Annotated in this window: 16 protein-coding genes; 3 read left to right on the top strand and 13 right to left on the bottom strand. The window is 64.5% G+C overall.

Annotated features, from left to right (window positions below):
- Positions 1-137: 137 nt before the first annotated feature.
- The 3 genes from SRU_RS14750 to SRU_RS14740 form a co-directional block, all read right to left on the bottom strand.
- Positions 138-4,166, bottom strand: a complete 4,029-nt coding sequence (locus tag SRU_RS14750) for a hypothetical protein (protein WP_164923713.1) — start codon at positions 4,164-4,166, stop codon at positions 138-140.
- Positions 4,167-4,245: 79 nt separating this feature from the next.
- Positions 4,246-4,623, bottom strand: coding sequence for a type II toxin-antitoxin system death-on-curing family toxin (locus SRU_RS14745; protein ID WP_011405519.1), 378 nt, complete (start codon positions 4,621-4,623; stop codon positions 4,246-4,248).
- Positions 4,624-4,641: 18 nt separating this feature from the next.
- Positions 4,642-4,872, bottom strand: coding sequence for an AbrB/MazE/SpoVT family DNA-binding domain-containing protein (locus SRU_RS14740; protein WP_011405518.1), 231 nt, complete (start codon positions 4,870-4,872; stop codon positions 4,642-4,644).
- A gap of 144 nt (positions 4,873-5,016) precedes the next feature.
- Between SRU_RS14740 and SRU_RS14735 the strand changes: the two genes are divergently transcribed.
- From SRU_RS14735 to SRU_RS14725, 3 genes are all read left to right on the top strand, one after another.
- Positions 5,017-6,741 (top strand): amidohydrolase family protein, encoded by a 1,725-nt coding sequence (locus SRU_RS14735; RefSeq protein ID WP_011405517.1) that lies wholly within the window; start codon positions 5,017-5,019, stop codon positions 6,739-6,741.
- Between the two features lie 168 nt (positions 6,742-6,909).
- Positions 6,910-8,079 carry a family 10 glycosylhydrolase gene (locus SRU_RS14730; protein WP_011405516.1) on the top strand — a complete coding sequence of 390 codons (1,170 nt, stop codon included), beginning with the start codon at positions 6,910-6,912 and terminating at the stop codon, positions 8,077-8,079.
- A 63-nt stretch (positions 8,080-8,142) separates the two neighbouring features.
- Entirely contained in the window at positions 8,143-9,306 is a 1,164-nt protein-coding gene (locus SRU_RS14725) for a glycoside hydrolase family 18 protein (protein WP_011405515.1), read from the top strand.
- A 119-nt stretch (positions 9,307-9,425) separates the two neighbouring features.
- On the opposite strand, the gene SRU_RS14720 is transcribed toward SRU_RS14725, so the two are convergent.
- From SRU_RS14720 to thrS, 10 genes are all read right to left on the bottom strand, one after another.
- Positions 9,426-10,634, bottom strand: a complete 1,209-nt coding sequence (locus tag SRU_RS14720; protein WP_237701785.1) for an FG-GAP repeat protein — start codon at positions 10,632-10,634, stop codon at positions 9,426-9,428.
- 152 nt (positions 10,635-10,786) lie between these two features.
- Positions 10,787-12,796, bottom strand: coding sequence for an ABC-F family ATP-binding cassette domain-containing protein (locus tag SRU_RS14715; protein ID WP_011405513.1), 2,010 nt, complete (start codon positions 12,794-12,796; stop codon positions 10,787-10,789).
- A gap of 63 nt (positions 12,797-12,859) precedes the next feature.
- Complete coding sequence (locus tag SRU_RS14710) at positions 12,860-13,225, bottom strand: cell division protein ZapA (RefSeq protein WP_164923712.1); 366 nt, start codon at positions 13,223-13,225, stop codon at positions 12,860-12,862.
- Between the two features lie 28 nt (positions 13,226-13,253).
- The gene (locus tag SRU_RS14705) at positions 13,254-13,643 is read right to left on the bottom strand and encodes a dopamine receptor D4 (protein ID WP_237701784.1); all 390 of its coding nucleotides are present in this window, start codon (positions 13,641-13,643) and stop codon (positions 13,254-13,256) included.
- 280 nt (positions 13,644-13,923) lie between these two features.
- Positions 13,924-16,416: a phenylalanine--tRNA ligase subunit beta gene (gene pheT, locus SRU_RS14700; RefSeq protein ID WP_011405510.1), complete on the bottom strand. Its 2,493-nt coding sequence runs from the start codon at positions 16,414-16,416 to the stop codon at positions 13,924-13,926.
- A 136-nt stretch (positions 16,417-16,552) separates the two neighbouring features.
- A complete protein-coding gene (gene pheS / locus SRU_RS14695; protein ID WP_011405509.1) occupies positions 16,553-17,563 on the bottom strand; it encodes a phenylalanine--tRNA ligase subunit alpha in 1,011 nt (336 codons plus the stop codon).
- A 312-nt stretch (positions 17,564-17,875) separates the two neighbouring features.
- The gene (gene rplT / locus SRU_RS14690) at positions 17,876-18,223 is read right to left on the bottom strand and encodes a 50S ribosomal protein L20 (protein ID WP_011405508.1); all 348 of its coding nucleotides are present in this window, start codon (positions 18,221-18,223) and stop codon (positions 17,876-17,878) included.
- Positions 18,224-18,379: 156 nt separating this feature from the next.
- Positions 18,380-18,577, bottom strand: coding sequence for a 50S ribosomal protein L35 (gene rpmI / locus SRU_RS14685; RefSeq protein ID WP_103015481.1), 198 nt, complete (start codon positions 18,575-18,577; stop codon positions 18,380-18,382).
- A gap of 168 nt (positions 18,578-18,745) precedes the next feature.
- Entirely contained in the window at positions 18,746-19,264 is a 519-nt protein-coding gene (infC, locus tag SRU_RS14680) for a translation initiation factor IF-3 (RefSeq protein WP_043553525.1), read from the bottom strand.
- A 181-nt stretch (positions 19,265-19,445) separates the two neighbouring features.
- A complete protein-coding gene (gene thrS, locus SRU_RS14675) occupies positions 19,446-21,416 on the bottom strand; it encodes a threonine--tRNA ligase (protein WP_183956981.1) in 1,971 nt (656 codons plus the stop codon).
- Positions 21,417-21,438: the final 22 nt, after the last annotated feature.

Raw genomic sequence — 21,438 nt, 5'->3', positions numbered from 1 at the left:
GTTGAACTACTGAGAAGGCTTATCAAAGCCAGTGGTACTGTTTCGAACAGTCCATCCTCCGTCGCTCCGAACTTGATTTACCTCGTCAATCGCTTGGCTCTGAGTCAAGCTCAGAGCGACATGTTTGCCGAGTATTATTAGAGGCTCTGAGTACTGGCTGTCGGCACTCCCCAGTCGATGTTGCCGTCCGTAATCTCACGAAGTGTGTTTTTAAAGTTCGAGTCCAAGCTTAGTGCCTCAAATTGATCCGACTCGATGATAGCCCTAGCGGCCTCCTGTATGCCGTTGCCCGGTTTAACATCCACACCGGCAAGACTTGCTATAGCATTGTTCGCGGCGACCCCAAAGGGATCTCTTGCCGCCGATGTGACGAGTATTGCTAGCGAGAGCAACTTAGTGTTCTCATCGCTGGAGCCTCGTGCAAGGGCAGCCGCTGCAACGAGCCGTTCGTTTGGTAGGGCACCCTTGTTTTGAAGGAGGTGGGTTAACTCGACCAGAGTTCGTCGGTCACCATTGGCCGACGAGAATGCTTTTTCAGCGACATCAAACCACGAAGTGGCAGATGAGACATCGAAGGCTATCTCTTCGAGGCGACTCCTCCACTCAGCAAGAACAGAGGAATCCGGGGTTTCGGAGGCGAGCTCATTGATGACACCATACGTTAGCAAATGGAGGACCTCTTGAACTTCTAGATCATCTGTAGGAGGCGACTGCCCCTCTGCCGCTAATCTTTCCCTGGCAGTCTCGATCATAGCTACAAACCGATCAGGAAGGTCCCCGGCCGCAATTCGAATTCCCTGGTTAAGTTCTCGCATCGCACCCATGGACTGGGTCATTATATTTCCAGCCTCAGCCGCGTGGGCCACTTCGAGATCCACTTCACCACAGTCTGCCAGGTTGGTGCTCTCCTCCAGTATGGAGAATAGAGCTTTTTTCTCCATGACATCGGCGTCAGTTTCTTCGGAGTCGGCCTCAAATTGGCTGGCAAGGCCAGGTGATGGTTCCTGTATATCGGAAAGTTCTAACCCTCCAAGGTCTTGATGAATCCAGACTGTCACATGTGCAGCACGCCGGTAGAGCATCCGTATTCGTGGATTTGAGGGAGCCGGAAGCCGTGATATCGAGTTGCCAAGGAGTTCAAGGGCCTCGCATGTATCTTCGTCCTTATACGTCGAAAAAGCCTTATCGACAGCGTAGCACAATTCTACGTAAGGCCCAGATACCTCTGAAAGGGGCTTAGCAGATTCCTGGCCTCTCTGTGCCCAGTAGGTGGCCCGATCCCATTTACCGAGATTACCAGCTGCCTCAATTGCGTCGTGGAAAATATGCGTCTTGGGTGTTGTAGGACTGGTAGGCTGCCAGCCAGGAAGGATATCTTCTAATATTTCTAATCTCCTCTCGTAGTCACCCTCCATGTTTCTCATCTTCGCCCGATACGATTTAAGAAGGGGGTGTGGACCGACAGTCTCCTCTGCCTCAGATAGTACCTCTACAGCTTTATTTTCATCGCCCAGATACTCGTAGTTGATGATTGCACGGTTTCTCTCCGTCGCCATGAGGAGCGCATCGAGCCCGTTTTCCTCTGCAAGCTCAAGAAGACAGTCGAAGGCTTCCAGAACAATTCCCCAATCAGGATCGTCTTGCTCGGCCATTCTGAGCCAGGGTCGACTCGTAAGTCCATTCGTGAGTGGGACGTTTTCTCTCAGTTCCTCGGTCAGGACTGACCCAAGTGAAGTCGTTTCTCCAACAGCCAGTTTAACAAACTCAAGGACCTCCCCAGCTCCCTCTGCGTGATACGAAACCATCTCCGCTACGTGAGAAGAAGGTAGTTGTGAGTTGATCCCCGATAGAAGTCCTTTCGCCTGCAAGGCGTGAACCTGTGAACGATCCCCGGTCTCTCGGGCTTTCTCAATTGCTTCCTCCAATTTGCTCGTCAGATTAGATTCCTCTACCGACGCAAGATCCACCTCCACAATGGGGCGTGCAAGTCGAAATACACGTTCGATGTGTACATCTGCCTGAGGGTGACTCAGCACCGCAGTTCCACGTACGACATCAAGGGCATCCCTTAGGGGGTGCGACTTCCTAAGCTGGTTGTGTTCAAATTCCCAGGCATCAAGGATGGGAGTCACACTTTGGTTGGTCGCAACAGCAATTCGAAACTGTATAAACCGAAGCTGTGAACTGAGGCCTGGATCTCCCTCAATTAGAATTCCTTGAGCACCTCCAGTCTTAGCTGCTGCAAACCACTGGATATGAGGGGCGACCTCTGACAAATTCTCAAAGTCATTGCACGCCGAGGCGGCAAATGCTAAAGCACCTTCGTTCTGACTAAGCAAGCCATGCGAAAGAATTTCGTTGAGCTCATAAGTAGTTATAGAGGACTTCTCACGAGTTGCCCCTACCAGTGAGTTTGCAATCTCGTAGCGAAGTTTATGCTGCTCATCTTCGGAAAGCGTGTCATTGTATAGGTTTGAGAGTAGTGGGGATATCCGAAAATGATTGGCTGGTAGAGGTTCAATCCATGGACCGACAAGGAAATCGAAATCCGTCCCAGCAGTGGGAATTGGAGGAGGGATCTCAGCGATTTTGAGTGCATGCTCCCGCGTGAAGGGATGAGACAAGAGAGTCAGACGCCTTGCAAGCACCAATGAGTTTTCGGGCAGTCCCCGACGAAGTTTTTGCCGTGCCTCCTTCTTGACTTGTTCGATCGGTGCAGGGTCCTCAAATAAATCTCTCTCGGACGGTTCTTGCCAGTGGGGTTGGCTTGCAGCAGCTACATAGGCGTCGGCAAGTTGAGGATGCCCCGATGTCTGAGCCATCGTAGCTGTGGACCAAGCTTCTCGGATGGCTTCTGGACATCCATACTCTTCAAGCAGGGCCTTGACCTCTTCCTCATCAAAAGGAGGCACGGGGATCCCGATTTTCTCAGGATCTGTTTGTATGAGGGCTTTGATGCGGGATGGTATGGGATTCTGGGTGGTTACCACAATATGAATTGCTTGCTCCCACGCAGCGGTGATCAATTTTCGGAAGGCCTCGACATATTCTTCAACACTCCCTTCAAAGTTGAGGTTGTCAAGGAGAACCGTGCTTCCGTCTGGAACGTCAGCAAGCCTCAAAGTAGCCTGATTCAGCAGCCTTTGAATTTGACCAGAGTCCTTCCCTTGAAAGTTTATCAAGTACCATCCCCCTTCTTCGGCGGAAAGCATTGCAAGCGTTGATTTTCCCATTCCAGAAGACCCAACTAGAGCGGAAAGAGGAAGGCTATCTGCACGCTCTCGAACCCTCTGCACAAGATTGGTTCTCGGCACTACGGCAGAGAGCAGAGTTCCTTCCACGAGTTCGAGGAATCCTGGGGCACCTGTTTGCAGTGATGCCTGAGTGGAGTCCGAGCGGTAGACGTTTGCAGCGCCACGGGTACCGCCAGGAACCCGCTCCATCGTTTCTCTCTCGAACAGGTCAGCAAAATCCGCGAAAGTCAGCCTGCGCGGACTTTCCTCAGCAGATTCCTCGGTGACTTTCGTGAAGAGAGAGCTTGCAACTTGCTTCGAAATCCGCGGCGGGACCGGTTTGCGTTGACGCTGACCGTGCTCAATCAGATGCTCATCTACGAGTTCTTTAATCTTCTCTCCCCCTGAAGCCTGAGTATCCCAATGAATGGGTAAAATCAGCTCATTGCGGACTCTCTCAATTGGCTCTGACTCCAGAAAGGCAATCAGATCTTTCGGGAGATCCTGGTCCTTCAGGTAATCCACGATCACCCTAAGCGCCTCACCTCGATTTCGAGCGTCATCCCACACATCGAGTCCTTTTCGACCATCGAACGGATCCCCCTGTTCAAATCCCCTGCTCTCTGTTGTGAGGTGCCGATATTTGACCGTCCGGTCCTCATCGGTTCGTAATTGCCAGTAGTTGGTGATTGCATCTCGAGCAGCTTCGCGTCCGAGAGACAACTCACCCTCTTTTCTTTTTACCTGCGTTCCCTCAACTGAATCCTCAGAGGCAACATCGAAGTCTTCGGCGTGCTCAAGAAAGAGGACCTCTCCTCGACTCAATCTCAGCCAAGCATATACTGCCTGCCATGCCTGGTACACAATTCCACCATGTGTACCAGTGGCTTGACGTTCCTCTTGGCCTTCCGGGTGTGGTACTGACGGTTCCATATTGGACTTAGAGAATTTTCCTGCTCCAGGTGCCTCTAAAGCGAGTACGGCAGAGTGAAAATTATGATATCGGGAGGTTTCAGGTCGCGTGCATTTCAAGCCATACGACAAGCTTCTCCTCGCCACCGTCACTCTGAGCAACCGACCTCATCAGGTCCACGACGGCCATCTCCTCAACGTCAATCCGGGGTCCGTTAAGCCGCAAAAACACGTACATCGCCATGAAGGCCGTGCGCTTATTGCCGCCGCGGTAGCTGTGATTGCGGGCCAGCCCCACGCCGCACGCGGCGGCAAGCCGGTGCACGCTCGGATCGTCGCCGTAGGTCTGGAGATGCTTTGGGCGGGCCAGTGCCGACTCAACCGCACCCTCATCGCGAGCACCGGGCAGGCCGCCGTGCTGCTTCAACGGATCGTCGTGAATTGCGGCGACTTTTTCGGGTGAGCCAGCGGGGTTCATCCATCTCAGGCGTGAGGACTACTGGTCAGAGAGCGCACGGAGTGCATTTCGGTAGTCCCGGGCTCCCCCTTCGTAGGCCTCCATCGCGTCCTCAAAATCGGGATCGTAGGGCGTGATGAGGAGCCCGTCCTCCGTTTCGACGAGATGAACCTGGTCGCCCTCTTCCAGGTGCTGACGGTCCAGGAGATCCTTCGGAATGGTGAGCCCCGAGGAGTTTCCGATGCGACGGATCGTGGTCTCTTCTGGCATGGCAGAATCTGGCAGTTGGTATTTTCGTAACTACGGATGTCATAACATTAAGACATGGAGAAGGTCCGGTGAGCATCGGCTGCACCTCTCCCCACCAGTGGGTACGTTATCTGACCCGCGTTTCTTGCGACTGCCCTCAGTACCATGCGCCGATTCTGGATTCTCTTCCTTCTCGCCGGTCTTTTCCCGTTGGGGCCCGCTGCGGCCCAGCCCACCGCCCTGGTCGGCCCTACGGCCCTCAACCCGGCCGACTCCACGGTGATTGAGGACGCGACGGTCCTGTGGGAGGGCGGCCGCATCGCCGCGGTGGGGCCGTCGAGCGAGGTGGCGGTGCCCCCCGGGGCGACCGTGCACGAGATGCCCGACAAGTACGTGATGCCGGGTCTCGTCGACGGCCATGTCCACTTCTTCCAGAGCGGCGGGCTCTACACGCGCCCCGACGTGATCGACCTGCGCGCCGAACGCCCCTACGCCGAAGAGCTGCGCCGCATCAAGGAGCGGCTCCCGGACACCTTCCGGCGGTACCTGCGCAGTGGGGTGACGAGCGTAGTGGACGTGGGCGGGCCGATGTGGAACCTCGACGTGCGGGCCCGCGCCGACACCGCGGCCATGGCCCCGACGGTCGTGACGGCGGGCCCGCTCCTCTCCAGCGTGGCGCGTCCGTCGCTCGACGAGGGCGATCCGCCCATCCTGCAGATCACGACGCCGGAGGCGGCCCGGGAAGAGGTCCGCGACCAAATTATGGCCGGGGTGGACCTCATCAAGATCTGGTACATCGTGGGCGGGGACGAGACCCCGGCCGACTACCGTCCGGTCGTCGAGGCGACCATCGACGAGGCCCACAACGCGGGCACCCGGGTGGCCGTCCACGCCACCGCGCTGGAGACCGCCCGGGCGGCCGTTGAGGCCGGGGCGGACATCCTCGTGCACAGCGTGTCCGACCAGCCGGTCGACGACGCCTTCGTGCAGCTCCTTCGGGAGAACGACGTGCTCTACACGCCGACGCTCGTGGTGGGTGAGCGCTACGGCGAAACGTTTGCCCAGCAGCTCGACCTGACGCTTGCCGAGCATCGCATCGGGCAGAAGGACGTAATCAACTCCCTCACCGACCTGCGCACGCTTCCGGATTCGCTCGTCCCGACCGGCCTCCGCCGGCGCATCCGGCAGGCCCCGACGGTGCCGTCCGACACCACGGCCATGCGCAACCTGAAGCGGCTCTACGAGGCCGGCATCGACGTCGTGGCCGGCACCGACGCGGGCAATATCGGGACGCCGCACGGGCCGGCCCTCTTTCGCGAGTTTGAGCTCATGCGCACGGCTGGCCTCACGCCCCGCGAGATTCTGGCAACGGCGACGGCGGGCGGCGCCCGGCTCATGGGGCGTGACGACCTCGGGCGGATTGAGGACGGAATGATGGCGGACCTCGTGGTGCTCAACCGCGACCCCTTCGCGGACATCAAACACGTCACGTCCATCCACCGGGTCGTGAAGGAGGGACGCATCTACGCCCCCGACAGGCTCGTGCCGCGGACGCCGGCAGAGGTGGTGTTCCAGTTGCACAATGCGTACAACACCCACGACCCGGACGCCTTTCTCGACGCCCTCGCCGACGACGTGAAGGTGTACCGCCCCCCCAACACGCTCGTGATGGAGGGGCGCGACACCCTCGCGACGCAGTACCGGCCTCTCCTTGAGGGGGCGACCAACCTACACTCCGAGTTTCACTACCACACGACCGTGGGCCCCACCTTCACTGCCCATGAGACCATCCGAAACCTGCCCGGCCGCGAGACGCCCCTGTCTCAGGTGCTGCTGTACCGCGTGACCGACGGGGCGATCGACCGGGCCTGGCTCGTGCAGGAGGAATAGGGGGGCGACGGGGGGAGGAGGGAGTTTGGAAGCGGTTTCGGGGCGGTCTAGGCTGTACGGTCCAGTCATCAGGCCGTAGCTTACACGTTCCGCTTTCGCCCGTGGCCCCGTCCCGTGCGCCGATCACCGTGGGGGCGGGTCCGCCCGTTGGACCGCACGTCTTTGCCCATGCCAGAGCGACGCACATTTCTGAAGGCACTGGGGGCGGGTGCCCTTGGCGCAGCCGCCACAGGATTTTCGACCCCGCCTGCCCGTGCCCCCTCCGCCTCGACGAATGCGAGCGACCCGTCGCCGCCCGACTCGGCCCCGACGAACTGGGTGTGGATGACCCCGGAGCTCGACGTCTCAGGCGAGGAGTGGAGGCGACGCTTCGAGCGCCTGCGGGCGCACAACATCGACGCGATCCTGCCGCAGGTGTACACCAACAGTGCGGCCTACTACGGGAGCGACTTTCTCCCGGTCGAGGGCGAGTGGCTCGAAACCATTCTCCCCCCGGCGAAGGAGGTGGGCCTGGAGGTACACGGATGGATGGTATCGATGCCCTGCACCATCCCCAAGATCGTCAACCAGCACAAGGAGTGGTTCGTGGTGAACCGGAACGGAGAGTCGGCGGTCGACAATCCGGCGTACGTCGACTACTACAAGTTCACGTGTCCCAATCGCCCCGGGGTCCAAGACTTCATCGAGCGGCGTGTTGAGGAGATCACCTCCATCGACGGGCTGGACGGCATCCACTTCGACTACATTCGCTTTCCCGACGTCGTTATCGCCGAGGCCCTTCAGCCGAAGTACGGCATCGTCCAGCACGAAGAGCAGGCCCCGTACGACTACTGCTACTGCGACGTCTGCCGGTCGAAGTTTGAGCGGGACCACGGGGCTGATCCCTACGACCTCGAGGACCCGACCACGAGTACGGCCTGGCGCCTCTTCCGGTACGAGAGCATCACGAATCTGGTGAACGACCGCCTCATCCCCATCGCCCGCGAGAATGGCAAGGCAGTCTCGGCGGCCACCTTTCCGAACTGGGAGGCCGTGCGCCAGCGGTGGCACCACTGGGACCTCGATTACGTCCACCCCATGCTGTACCACAACTTTTACCACGCCGGGGCGAACTGGGTGCGCGACGAGACGCGGGCCGGCATCGAGCGGCTGCGGGGACAGGGCCGGTCCACCCGCCTGTACAGCGGCCTCAACGTGGGGGCGGTGGCGCCGGGCGGCTTGGAACGGCTCATCGAGAAAGCGCACGAGGGCGACGCCAGCGGCATCACCCTCTTCGCGGCCGGCAGCATGAACGATGCGCTGTGGACCGCCTTCGCGGAGGCGACCTCGAAGGCGTAATTCGCGCGTTCGACGAGGTGGGGGAGATAGCTTTTCTCCAGCACAGTCGCCTCCGTCCTCCCCATGACGAATGCTAGGCTCGACGTAGGTTTGCGCCGACACGGAATCCGCTTCGGGACGCTTCTCGTCCTGGGCCTCGGACTGCTTGCCGTGGGGTGCAGCGCCCCAGAGACATCGCCCGAGCATACGCGCATCGGCTACGTGCACGGGACGGTCGATGTGTCTGCGGAGGACGCCCGTCGCCTCACCCACATCAACTACGCCTTCGCGAACGTCACGGAGGAGGGCCGCGTGGTGCTGGAGCAGGAGCGCGACTCGCTAAACCTCGCCCGGCTCCGGGACCTGAAGTCGGCGAATCCGGACCTCAAGATTGTGCTCTCGATCGGGGGCTGGGCGTGGTCCGACTACTTCTCCGATGCCGCCCGCACCGATTCCTCGCGGGCCCGCTTCGCCCGCACGGCGGTCGACCTATTGGCCAAACACGACCTCGATGGGCTCGACCTCGACTGGGAGTATCCCGGGCAGCCGGGACAGGACAACGTGTACCGCCCGGAGGACAAGGAAAACTTCACCCGACTGCTCCGGACCGTGCGTCGCCACCTCGAAAAGCAGGGACGGGCGGACGGGCACACCGGCGACGAGCGGTACCTGCTCACGATCGCCGCGGGGGCCGACGCCGACTATCTGGCGCACACCAACATGGCCGCCGCCCACACGCCGCTCGACTACGTCAACCTGATGACGTACGACTTTCACGGCGGCTGGTCGGACCACACCGGCCACCTCGCCAACCTCTACCCGCCCGCGGCGCCCGATACCCTGCAGCGCTCGGCCGCCACGGCGGTCAACATGTTCGTGAAGGCGGGCGTCCCCCCGCAGAAGCTCGTGCTCGGGGTGCCGTTCTACGGGCGCGGTTGGTCCGGCGCAGGGGCGCGGGACGACGGCCTGTACCAGTGCTACGACACGTCGCGGGGCAGCTACTCCTACGACACGCTCGCCAATCACGTGGCGACGCAACCCGGCTTCGAGCGGCAATGGGATGCCGTCGCACGGGCCTCGACCCTCTGGGCCCCAGACTCCTCGGTCCTGATCACCCACGAGACGCCCCGGTCGCTCCGGGCCAAGGCGCACTACGTCCAGTCCCGCGGCCTCGGGGGCGTCATGTACTGGGAGCACAGTGCCGATGACGGCACCCTCCTCCGCACGCTCCACGAACACCTTCCGTAGGGGCGAACCGGGACGAGAACACGAATGTCCCCTTCCACGGGGAATGGCTACGAGCGAGGGGGCAGGGGGCGGGCCCTTTCCGGCCGGGCCTCCCTGAGGCAGTCGGCACAAAGCCATTCCTACGGAATCCGGGCGATGTGGGCGGTGCCCGACTCGTCCTCGGCGACGGTGCCCACGAGGGTGACCGCCCCGTTCAGGGCGAGGGATGCGCCGAAGTCGACGGACCCGATGTCGAGGACCGTGCGCTCGCGCCATCCCCCCTCGGGCCGCCGGCGAAAGACGTAGACCACGCGGTCGATGTTGATCTCGTTGCCGAGCTGCTCATCGTATCCGGTGATGAGCGCCCGCCCGTCGTGAAGGGCCACGGTGGCCCCGAACGAGCCGGATTCGTAGGGGATGGAGGGGCGGAGGGTGGTCGCTTGTTGCCAGGACGTGTCGCCGCGGGTGTAGACGGTGGCGGCGCCGGAGCCGTCGTCGCGGGCCCGGCCCTCCCCCACGAGCAGCGTAGCGCCGTGCAGGTCGAGGGAGATGAAGAAGGCGTCGATGTCTTTCAGGTGGGCGTCCTCGCGCCAGCGATCGGTCGACGGGTCGTGTCGGAAGACGTAGGCGGAGCCCGGCTCGCGCTCAAAAAAGGTGGAGGCCGCCACGGCCAGATACGGTCCGTCGAGGGCCACATCGCCCCCGATGAGTCCCGAGGCCGAACGATCATCGGACTGGAGCCGTGCCGTCCGGGCCCAGGTATTGGTGTCGGGGTCGTGTTCGAAGACGTAGACGGCCCCGCCGTACGCCCGTTCGGGGTCGTTCCGGTTGGGGTTGCCGGAGGTGCTCACGGCCGCCCGGTCGCCGTCGAGCGCCACGCCCGCCGCGAAGAGCCCCTCGCGCCGGTCCGGGGCCCCGGTGAGGCGGGCCGTCTGCTGCCAGGTGCTGTCCGCCGAGCGCTCAAACACGTACGCCGCGTTTTCGCCCTCCCCGACGAAGTTCTCGCTGGAGGCGCTCACCAGGACCCGCGCGCCGCTGAGGGCCACGTCGGCCCCGAAGAAGGCGTCTGCGCGACAGGGCGTCGGGACGAGGCGGGCCGCAAGGGCCCACGAGGTGACGAGGGGGCCCGGCTGCCGCTCGTAGACGAACACGGCCCCGGCGTTGTCGCCGCACACCGACGCCCCGCTGGCGCCGACGACGGCAATCGAGTCGTCGATGGCGACGGACACGCCGAAGGAGGCGGACTGCAGCGTGTCGGGGCGGGGCAGGGCCTCGATTTGGGCGTGTCCCTCCAGCGGACCGAGCCCGAGGAGGAGACCGAGACACAGGAGGAGGCGGGGGCGGAGCATGTGGGCACTGGTTCCGAGCAGGGTGCGGAACGCTAACGGATGCATGGGGACGCCGGTCCGGAACGGATGGGGTCCAGCGAAACGCTCGGGACGTGAACGAGCCCCCGGAACCGACGTGTCGCTGCACGCCGGGCGCGTTTCGCCGACGCGCGCTAGTCCTCCAGCGCCATCACGTGTTCGGTGAGGACCTCCCACTCCTCGTAGAGGCCGGACAGCTCCTTCTTGAGCGCATTGTACTCGTCGGACAGCTCCCGCGCCTCCAAGCCGTCGCCGTCGTAGGCGTCCGGGTCGGCCATCGCCGCTTCGAGCTCCTCCTGCTTCTCCTCGATCTCCAGGATGCGGGCCTCCGTGTCCTCCAGCTTCTGCTTGAGCTGATACGAATTGAGGTCGGCGAACGGGCCGTCCGGGCGGGCATCGGGGGCGGACGGGTCGTTGTCCTCGGCGGGCGGGTCCGTGTCGCCGGTCGCGGCGTCGTGCCCATTGGGGGACGGCTCGGCGGGGGGCTCCGCCTCGTGCACGTCCTGCAGGGGGCGGGCCGAGCCCTCCTCCACCTGCCAGCGGAAGTCGGAGTAGTTGCCGAGGAAGGTGCGCACGGTGCCCCCGCCCACGCGCCACGTCTTTTCGGCCACGGCGTCGAGCACGTGGCGGTCGTGGCTCACGAGCACAAACGTCCCTTCGTACTTCTGCAGGGCCTCGATGAGCACCTCGCGCGACTGGATGTCGAGGTGGTTCGTCGGCTCGTCGAGCAGAAGAAGGTTGGCCGGCGACAGCAGCGTGCGGGCGAGCGAGAGGCGACTCTTTTCGCCGCCGGAGAGGACCCGCACGTCTTTGAACGCGTCCTCGCTGGTAAAGAGAAAGCGCCCGAGCAGGCTGCGCAGTTCGGTCTTGGGCCGGTCGGGCGCCGCTTCGCGGACGGTGTCGAACACCGTCTGGTCCGGGTCCATCGTCTTGGCCTGGTGCTGGGCGTGGAAGGCCATCTCGACGTTGTGGCCCTCCGTGCGGGTGCCCGCAAAGTCCTCCCGGCCGCCGATGATGCGGGCGAGGGTGGACTTGCCCGCGCCGTTGGGGCCCACGAGCGCGACCTTGTCGCCCCGTTCGATGGTGAGGGGGCCGGCGTCGGTAAAGACGGTTTCGGGGCCGTGCTCCGTGTCGTAGGTCTTGCTAAACGCGGAGAGCTCCAGCACGACGACGCCGGAGCGGGGGGGCTCGGGAAACTCGAACGACATGGCGGGGGCCGGATCGGGCGGCGGCGGGATCCGGTCCATCTTCTCCAGCTTCTTGATCCGGCTCTGCACCTGGCTGGCGCGGGCGGCGTTGTAGCGAAACTTGGAGATAAACTCCTGGATCTTCTCAATCCGCTTCTGCTGGTTCTCGTACTTGCGGCGCCAGCGCTCGTAGCGCGCCTCGCGGGCCTCCAGGTAGTGGGAGTAGTTGCCGTCGTAGTGGAGCAGGCGGCCCCGCACGAGCTCGGCGGTGGAGGTGACCATGCGGTCGAGCACGGAGCGGTCGTGGCTCACCAGGATGACGGCGCCGGGGTAGGTCTCCAGCGTGTCTTCGAGCCAGTCGATGCTTTCGATGTCGAGGTGGTTCGTCGGCTCGTCGAGCAGCAGCACGTCGGGCTGCTTCAGCAGGAGGCGGGCCAGTGCCGCCCGCATGCGCCAGCCGCCGGAGAAGGTGCGAAGGGGGCGGTCGAGCTCGTCCTGGGCAAACCCGAGCCCGGTGAGGGTGGCCTCGGTGCGGGGGCGAATGCGGTGGGCGTCCTGGGCGTCGAGTCGCTCCTGCACCCGATGCAGCCGGTTGAGCAGCTTTTCGTGGCGGTCGCTCTCGTGGTCGATCGCCTCCAGCTCGCGGCTAATCTCCTGCTCCTGCTCCTCCAGGGCCAGCACCTCTTCGAAGGCGCGGAGCGCCTCCTCCCGCACCGTCCGGTCCTCGGGCAGTTCCTGCACGTCCTGCTCCAGGTAGCCGATGGAGACGCCCTCCCGCGTGATGGTGCCGGAGTCCACCCGCTGGTCGCCGGCAATCACCTTGAGGAGGGTTGTTTTGCCGGCGCCGTTGGGGCCCACGAGCCCGACGCGGTGCGGCTCGGGCGTGATCGTCCACGACAGGTTCTGGAAGAGCGGGTCCTCCCCGAACTCAATGGTAATGTCTTCGAGCTTGATCATGTAGGGGTGCGTCGCTCTGCGGTGAGTGCCCGTCCGACCGGTCCATGCCAGGCGGAGGGCGGATCAGGGGGTTGGTCCGTCGGGGGAATCGCCGGCGGCCTGCGCGTCCGCGTCCGGGGCGTCGTCGGGCGCGGGGGTTGCCTCCTCCAGCTGCTTCGACAGGCGGGCCAGCTCCTCGTTGAGGGCCGTGGTGCCGTCCTCGTGCTCCTCGCGCTGAAGATACAGCTCCTCGGCGAGGGTGAGGGCGGTCATGACCGCGGTCGTCAGCTCGGCCTGGTCGGGGTGGTTGTCCTTAAATTGCCTCATCCGGGCGTCCACGGAGGACGCGATGCGCCGGGTGTGGGCCTCGTCGTCCTCCCGCACGCGGAGGGCGTACTCCCGGCCCAGGATGCGCACGCGAATCGACTTGGTCGGCTCGGGGTCGGCCATGGAGAGGAGGGCAGCGGGGAAAGCGTCGTCAAGGCGAGTCGGGAGACGAAGATGTGTTCGGGGCCCCGTCGGCCCCGTTGTCGAGGTACGCGTCGATGGCCTCGATGAAGGCCGAGATGCGGTCCCGGAGGGCCCCCGGGTCGTCGTCGAGCACGAGGGGGGTGGCGTCCGGACGCACCGCTGGGCGCCGCTCCAGCTCCGCGACACGACGCCGGAGGCGTTCGTTCTCGGCCTGCAGGCGATCGAGGGCGGTGGTGGCCCGGTCCACTTCGGCCTGGAGGCGCCGCACCACGGCCTGGTACTCGGGCGGCAGGGGGCTCAGGTCCGCGTCCGGCAGCGTGTCGTCCGGTTTGATGGACTCCGGCACGGGCGGGGCGGGGTCGGAGTCGGGCAACGATGCGCGTGTCGGATCGTCCATAGGGGGCACTGCACAGGTGAAACGCAGAACCGGGGGCTGCGGACGACGGCCGTCCCGTCGAGGTCGTCCGGGCGCGGATTGCGGACGCGAAGGTGTAGAAAGAAACAACAGCCGGCGATTCGAGACGGTTTCGTCTTGTGCCTCGGCCCGCGGCGCCTCCGCCCGCGCAGGCCTCAGCCGCCGAGGGAAGCTACCCGAAGATCAGGAGAACGACCGCGAGAATGAAAATCACCAGGTAGGGATATAACAGGCGGCGGCTCATGAGGGCGCGGGCACGAGGCTATTGCTGTCGCAGGCGGGCGCCGTGGTTTTCCGCGAGGCGCTCAACGATGGCGTCGAGTCGAGCGTCCACCTCTTCGTCGGTGAGCGTGCGGTCGGCGCCGAAGCGGAGGGTAAACGCCACGCTCTTGGTGTCCTCGTCGATCCCCTCGCCCGCGTACGTGTCGAACACGTCCACGCGGCGGAGCAGGGGCGCCCCGGCCTCGCGGATCGCGCGCTGCAGCGGTCCTACCGGTTGGTCGGCGGGGACGAGCACGGCCAGGTCGCGGTCCACGACCGGGAAGCGGCTCACCGGCTCGTAGTCGCGGTGTTGCTCTGCCGTCGCGCTGTCGACGAGGGCGGCCCAGTGGAATTCCGCCACGAAGACCGGAGTGTCGAGGTCGAAGTCGGCCGCCACGTCGTCCCGGACCCGGGCCACGGTGCCGAGCGGCGTGTCCCCGGCGGCCACGTCGATGTGGTGCTGCGTGACCGGCGGGGCCTCGTCCGTCGCGCCCGCATCGCGGGGACGCACCTGAAGGGCCGGCACGCGCAGGTCGTCGAGGAGGGTCTCGACGGTGCCCTTCAGGTCGAAAATGTCGGCCGAGCGCGGCTCGGTGTCCCAGCCGGTGGGCGCGTGGGGGCCGCTGAGGGCAACCAGCAACGCAGGATGTTCGCTGTAGCCGGGGACGATTGGGTCGTCCGGCTCGGCGGCGCGGCGAAAGACGCGGCCGAACTCAAACACGCGGAGCGCCTCCTGCCCGTGGTTGCGGTTGTGTTGCATGACCTCCAGCGCGCCCGGCAGCAGCCGGGGGCGCAGGGCGGCCATCTCCTCCGAGATCGGGTTTTTCGTCTCCACGACGGGCGCCCGATCGCTGCCGGCCGGGGGCACGTTGAAGCGCTCGGCGCGGTCCGTGCGCAGCATGCTGTTGGTGTAGATCTCGCGGTAGCCGAGGCCCTTCAGCAACTGGCGCGCCTGCCGCTCCAGCGTCTCCTCCGGCGGCTGCTCCGGGGTGCGGCTTGGCACCGGCACGCGCTCCGGCTCCGGAATCTGGTCGTAGCCGTGCAGGCGGGCCACCTCCTCGATCAGGTCCTCCTCGATCGACACGTCGGGGCGCCAGGTGGGGACGGTGCAGTGGAGCGCGTCCTCGCCCGCCTCCACGTCGAAGCCGATGGCGCCCAGCAGGCGCGTCCCCTCGTCGGTCGGGACCTCGGTGCCCAGCACCTGCGTGAGCCGATCGGGGCGGAGGGCGATCGTCTTTTCGGCGGGCGGACTGGGGTGCTCGTCGACCAGGCCCGGGACGACCGTGCCGCCGCCCAGCTTGGCAATCAGCTCGGCGGCGCGGGCGGCGGCCCACACTTGCCCGTCGCGGTCCACGCCCCGCTCGAAGCGGTACGAGGAGTCGGTCTGGAGGTCGAGGGCCTTCGCCGTGCGGCGGATCGTGGACGGGTCGAAGTACGCACTCTCGATGAGCACGTCGGTCGTGTCGGCGGAGACCTCGGAGTTGGCCCCGCCCATCACGCCGGCCACGGCCACCGGGGCCTCGGCGTCGCAGATCAGGAGCGTATCCTCGGGCAGGTCGCGCTCCTCCCCGTCGAGCGTCGTGAAGGGCGTTTCGTCGTCGGTGCGACGGACAACAATCGTGTCGTCGGCAATCGCATCGAGGTCGAAGGCGTGGAGCGGCTGGCCGCACTCGTGGAGCACGAAGTTGGTGACGTCCACCACGTGGTTGCGCGGCTGCAGGCCGATGGCCGTGAGGCGGCGGCGCAGCCAGAGGGGCGACTCGGTCACGTCTACGCCCCGCACCAGCAGGGCCACGTACCGGGGGCAGCCGGCCTCGTCCCGGAGGTCGACGGTGATTTCCTCGGCCACGGGGCCCCCCGGCGACGGCGTGTCGACCGTCGGCGTCCGCAGCTCGCTATCCGCGAGGGCCGACACGTCGCGGGCCACGCCGAGGTGGCTGGCGGCGTCGGGGCGGTTCGGGGTGAGCTCGATGTCGAGCACCGCGTCGGTACTCGGCATGCCGTGGGCGTCGAGGTACTCCGGGAACGGCGTGCCGACGGGCGTGTCGTCGTCGAGCACCATGATGCCGGCGTGGTCGTCGGAGAGGCCCAGCTCGTCCTCCGCGCAGATCATGCCGTTCGACGCCTCGCCCCGCAGCTCGCGGGCCTCTACGGTTAGCTCCTGCAGCGCCTCGGGATCGTCCGGGTCGGGACGCGACAGCGTGGTGCCGACGGTGGCGACCGGCACCTTCTGCCCCGCGGCCACATTCGGCGCGCCGCAGGCAATCTGGGACGGGGCGCCGTCGCCGAGGTCCACGTCACAGAGCACGAGGCGGTCGGCGTTTGGGTGCTCGCGGACGGCGGTCACCTTGCCGACCACCACGCCGTCGAGCGACTGGCCCAGGGGGCGGACCGTCTCCACCTCAAGCCCGGCCATGGTGAGGCGCTCGGCCAACTCCTTGGGGCTCCAGTCATGATCGACGTACTCGTTGAGCCAATTGTAGCTTACGTCCACGGTTCAGGTCGTAGAGATGAGAACAGTCAACTTCGAGTGACGGGGCGTATCGCGTATTCCGTAAGGCCCTCTGCTCCACGGAATACACAATACGAAATACGCGCTCACGAGGAGGCTTTGAGCGTCTGATGACTGACTAAAACTGGTCGAGAAACCGCACGTCGTTCTCGTAGAAGATCCGGATGTCGTCGATGCCGTGCCGGAGCATGGCCATCCGCTCCACGCCCATCCCCACCGCGTAGCCGGTGTACCGCTCGGGGTCCACGTCGACGGACTCGAAGACGTTGGGGTGCACCATGCCGCAGCCCAAAATTTCCATCCACTGTCCGCCGTCGTCGCTGTCCTCATCGTCCCACCAGACGTCCACCTCGGCGCTCGGCTCGGTGAAGGGGAAGTAGCTGGGACGGAAGCGGAGCGTCACGTCCTCCCCGAAGAGCGCGCGGGCGAGGCTGTAGAGCACCTGCTTGAGCTGCGCCATCGTCACGTTCTCGTCCACGTACAGCAGCTCCACCTGGTGAAAGAGGCAGAACGACTTGTACGAGATCGCCTCGTTGCGGTACACCCGCCCCGGCACCGCGACCCGAATGGGGGGCGTCTGGGCCTCCATGATCCGGATCTGGCCCGGCGAGGTGTGGGTGCGGAGGACACGAGGCTCCGTCCCCTCGGGCGGGTCCTCGAGGAAGAAGGTGTCCTGCATGTCCCGCGCCGGGTGGTCGGGCGGAAAGTTGAGGGCCGTGAAGTTGTGCCAGTCGGTTTCGACCTCCGGCCCCTCGTGGGTGGAAAAGCCGAGCCCGCGCAGGATGCGCAGGATCTCGTCGAGCGTCTGCGTGAGTGGATGCGTCGACCCCTTGAATCCGCATCGGCCCGGCAGGGTGAGATCGATGTCGGGGCCGCCCGCCTGCTCTTGTCGCTCGAGGCGCGCCTTTGCCTCGTCGATTCGCTCCTGGGCGCGGTCCTTCAGGGCGTTGAGACGCCGGCCAAACTCGGGGCGTTCCTCCGGGGGCAGGTCGCCGATCTGATCGAACAGGTCTGGGATCGCGCCCTGATTGCGGCCGAGGTACTTGATGCGAAAGGCCTCGGCCTCCTCGGCGCTCTCGATCGATTCGGCCTCAATCTGTTCACGGAGCTGGTCGATTTCGTCGGGCATGGAAGGGAATCGCGAGTCAAGGGTCACAGAGAGCGACGCGGCGCCGGGGGCTCGAAACGCAGGGGGCAATAAAAAATCCCGCCGAGCCTGCGGGGCAGGGGCGGGACGAGGTCACCAGCAATGGTGGCGGTCGACGTTCAATGCCCCTGCGGATTCGGAGAGACCCGAAACGCAAAGGCAAACCGAAACGGCGCACGAATCAACGGCATCGCAACGGGGCGGCGGGGGAGCGGGAAACGAGAGGAGTGACGCGTGAGAGGAGAAAAGAAGCCCTCATGCAACACGCTCCACGTGTTACGCTTCGCGCACCACTTATTCCATCACGTGGTCTACGATCTGCTCGAAGGCGTCCGGGTCGTGGACGGCCAGGTCGGCGAGCACCTTCCGGTTCATGTCAAGGTCCGACTTCCGGTACTGGCCCATGAACTGGGAGTAGCTCACGTCGTGCTGGCGCGTCGCGGCGTTGATGCGGGTAATCCACAGCCGCCGAAACCGGCGCTTCTTCTGACGGCGGTCCCGGTAGGCGTACTGCAGGCCCTTCTCGACCGCGTGCTTGGCCACCTTGTAGACCTTGCTCCGACGGCCCCAGTAGCCCTTCGCCTTGTTTAGAATTTTCTTCCGTCGCCGACGGGTCGCCGGCTTGTTCGTTGCGCGCGGCATAGAAACAAAACGTCAGTTTAACAACACAGTCGAAAATACAACCTAAGCGAGTGCTGGCGACAGGCCAACCCCGCTCCGGGAAAGACTCCACAAACAACAGATGGAGGAGCGAACAAGGCCCTCCATCCGGCAGGCCGCCCGGCGTCTTCGGCGCGGTTAGGTGGACAGCATGCGCTTAATCCGGTCCCGGTTCGCCTTGTCGTCGACGACCACGCTCTTGCGCAGCTGGCGCTTGCGCTTTGCGTTTTTCTTGGTCAGCAGGTGCCCTTTGTTTGCCTTCTTGCGCTTGATCTTGCCGTTGCCGGTCTTCTTGAAGCGCTTCTTGGCACCGCTGTGGGATTTCATCTTGGGCATGGCAGCAACACCCTGAGGGGATTCATTCACGAAGTACACAGAAGTCGAACACGCCGTGTATGAGGGGAGCGCCCGTGCGTTCCCGTCCGCACAGAGTCCACAAAAAGGTGCCGGGCACGGGCGGGGCCACGCACGCGTCGGCAGGCCCACGTCGGTGGTGCGGTCGCCCTACTTGTTCTTGTGCGGGGCGAGGATCATCACCATTCGCCGGCCTTCCATTTCCGGCTGCTGGTCGATGCGGGCAATCTCCTGAAGCTCCTCAATCATGCGGCGCAGCAGGTCCATGCCCTGGTCCTTGTAGACGATGTCGCGCCCCTTGAACTGGACGTACGCCTTGACCTTGTTGCCGTCTTCCAGGAATTCGCGGGCGTGATCGACCTTAAAGTTGAAGTCGTGCTCCTCGGTGCGGGGCCGGAAGCGGAGCTCCTTCATCTCCATGGACTTCGACTTCTTCCGGCGCCGCTGCTCCTCCTTCTGCTTCTCGTAGCGGTACTTGCCGTAGTCGAGGATCTTGCAGACGGGCGGGTCGGCGTCCGGCGCAACCTCCACGAGATCGAGTTCGTGGTCGCGGGCGCGGTCGAGGGCCTCGCCGGTCGGAACCACGTCGTGGTCGCCGTCGGGTTCGACCACACGGACCTCGTCGGCACGAATTTCTTGATTTACGCGGAGTTTATCGACGTCAGCAATAGCGGGATCGGTGGTTTTTTAAGAGGAGAACTCGGGGATAGTGAAAAACTCGGTCTGTGCGGAGCGAATGCTGGGCTCCGGCACGAGGGACCGAGTAGACGTATGCTATACACGTGGACGACCCTTTGAGGTTTCAGTGAAGGTCGCCTGAATTGGGGCGGTTCGTGGGAGGGGCGGGCGGCTAGTCGAGCGTCGGCTCGAACTCCGGCCCGGTGCGGTCGAGGAAGTCCTGGACGGATACGGTGCCCTGGGGGCCGTCGGCGTGGGAGCGGACCGAGACGGTGCCGGCTTCTTCCTCGTCCCCCCCCACGACGAGCATGTACGGGACCTTCTGGGTTTCGGCCTCGCGGATCTTGTAGCCGACCGTCTCGTCGGACGTGTCGATCTCGACGCGCACGTCCTCGGCGCGGAGGGTCGCCGCCACCTCCTGGGCGTAGTCGACGAAATCGTCGCCCACGGGAATGATTTGCACCTGTGTCGGCGCGAGCCAGGTCGGGAAGTTGCCGCCGCAATGCTCAATGAGCACGCCGATGAAGCGCTCCAGCGACCCGAACGGGGCGCGGTGGATCATGACCGGCCGCTTCCGCTCGTCGTGCTCGTCGACGTAGGTCAGCTCGAAGCGCTCCGGGAGGTTGTAGTCGACCTGGATGGTGCCGAGCTGCCAGGCGCGGCCCAGCGCGTCCTCCACCATGAAGTCGAGCTTCGGCCCGTAGAAGGCGGCCTCGCCCGGCTCCTCGTAGGCGTCGAGGTCCGTTTCGGCCACGGCCTCGCGGATGTCCTGCTCGGCGCGGGTCCAGAGCGCGTCGCGGCCCGTGTACTTTTCGGTGTCGTCGGGGTCGCGGAGCGAGATCTGCGCCTCGAACTCCTCGAAGCCCAGGGCGTCGAGCACCTTCAGGGTGAGGTCGATGACGGACTTGAACTCGTCCTTGACCTGCGCGGGGGTGCAGAAGATGTGGGCGTCGTCCTGCGTGAAGCCGCGCACGCGGGTCAGCCCGCCGAGCTCGCCGGTCTGCTCCTGGCGGTAGACGGTCCCGAATTCGGCCAGCCGCACCGGAAGGTCCCGGTACGAGTGGTGGTCGTTCTGGTAGATTTTGACGTGGTGCGGGCAGTTCATCGGCTTGAGGAGGTAGCCGTCCTCCTCGCCGTCGTCCCCCTCTCCGGTCACCATCGGCGGGAACTGGTCGTCCTCGTAGTGCGGGTAGTGCCCGCTGGTGCGGTAGAGGTCGAGCCGCCCGATGTGAGGGGTGCAGACCGGCTTGTAGCCCTGCTTCACCTGTTCCTGCTGCAGGACCTCCTGCAGCGTCTGCCGCAGTGTCGTCCCCTTGGGCAGCCACATGGGCAGGCCGGGCCCCACCTGCTCGGTGTCGAAGGTGAAGAGGTTCAGCTCCGTGCCGAGCTTGCGGTGGTCCCGCTCCTTGGCCTTCCGGCGCCGCTCCAGGAAGTCCTCGAGCAGTTTCTGCTTGGGAAAGCTGATGCCGTAGATGCGCGTGAGCTGTGGGTTCGACTCGTCCCCGCGCCAGTACGCGCCGGCCACCGACAGCAGCTTCGGCGCCTTAATGTCCCCGGTCGACGGGATGTGCGGGCCGCGGCAGAGGTCGGTGAACTCGCCCTGCTCGTAGAAGGAAATCTCGCCCTCCTCCAGCCCCTCAATCAGCTCCAGCTTGTACTCGTTGCCCTCCGCCTCGTAGTGCTCGATCGCGTCCGCCTTCGAGACCTCGTGTCGCTCGTACGCTGCGTCGCGGCGGGCGAGCTCCAGCATCTTTTCTTCGATCGCCTCTAGCTCGTCGGCGGACAGGGTCTGGTCGCCCAGGTCCACGTCGTAGTAGAAGCCCTGGTCGATGGGCGGGCCAATCGTGAACTTGACGTCCGGGTAGAGGGCCTGCAGCGCCTCCGCCATGAGGTGGGCAGAAGAGTGCCAGAAGGTCTGTTTGCCCTCCTCGTCGTCCCACGTCAGGATCTCGATCTCGGCGTCCTCCGTGACGGGGCGGTCCAGGTCGCGCACCTCGCCGTTCACCTTGATGGCCAGCGCGTCGCGGGCCAGGCCGGCACCGATGCTCTCGGCAATCTCAAGCCCCGTCGTGCCCGCCGGGTGGGTGTGCGTGGAGCCGTCCGGGAGGGTGATGTCGATGCTCGTCTCGTCGATTTCGGCCATGGGACAGAGGGGTCCTCGGGGA

The sequence above is a fragment of the Salinibacter ruber DSM 13855 genome (assembly GCF_000013045.1).
GTDB lineage: Bacteria > Bacteroidota > Rhodothermia > Rhodothermales > Salinibacteraceae > Salinibacter > Salinibacter ruber.
The sequence above is the reverse complement of the archived record's forward strand: the minus strand, read 5'-3'. Positions and strand labels throughout refer to the sequence as shown.

Coding starts and splice junctions, on each gene's coding strand:
- SRU_RS14750 (WP_164923713.1), bottom strand. CDS start 4,166: ATGGAACCGTCAGTACCACACCCGGAAGGCCAAGAGGAACGTCAAGCC.
- SRU_RS14745 (WP_011405519.1), bottom strand. CDS start 4,623: ATGAACCCCGCTGGCTCACCCGAAAAAGTCGCCGCAATTCACGACGAT.
- SRU_RS14740 (WP_011405518.1), bottom strand. CDS start 4,872: ATGCCAGAAGAGACCACGATCCGTCGCATCGGAAACTCCTCGGGGCTC.
- SRU_RS14735 (WP_011405517.1), top strand. CDS start 5,017: ATGCGCCGATTCTGGATTCTCTTCCTTCTCGCCGGTCTTTTCCCGTTG.
- SRU_RS14730 (WP_011405516.1), top strand. CDS start 6,910: ATGCCAGAGCGACGCACATTTCTGAAGGCACTGGGGGCGGGTGCCCTT.
- SRU_RS14725 (WP_011405515.1), top strand. CDS start 8,143: ATGACGAATGCTAGGCTCGACGTAGGTTTGCGCCGACACGGAATCCGC.
- SRU_RS14720 (WP_237701785.1), bottom strand. CDS start 10,634: ATGCTCCGCCCCCGCCTCCTCCTGTGTCTCGGTCTCCTCCTCGGGCTC.
- SRU_RS14715 (WP_011405513.1), bottom strand. CDS start 12,796: ATGATCAAGCTCGAAGACATTACCATTGAGTTCGGGGAGGACCCGCTC.
- SRU_RS14710 (WP_164923712.1), bottom strand. CDS start 13,225: ATGGCCGACCCCGAGCCGACCAAGTCGATTCGCGTGCGCATCCTGGGC.
- SRU_RS14705 (WP_237701784.1), bottom strand. CDS start 13,643: ATGGACGATCCGACACGCGCATCGTTGCCCGACTCCGACCCCGCCCCG.
- pheS (WP_011405509.1), bottom strand. CDS start 17,563: ATGCCCGACGAAATCGACCAGCTCCGTGAACAGATTGAGGCCGAATCG.
- rplT (WP_011405508.1), bottom strand. CDS start 18,223: ATGCCGCGCGCAACGAACAAGCCGGCGACCCGTCGGCGACGGAAGAAA.
- rpmI (WP_103015481.1), bottom strand. CDS start 18,577: ATGCCCAAGATGAAATCCCACAGCGGTGCCAAGAAGCGCTTCAAGAAG.
- thrS (WP_183956981.1), bottom strand. CDS start 21,416: ATGGCCGAAATCGACGAGACGAGCATCGACATCACCCTCCCGGACGGC.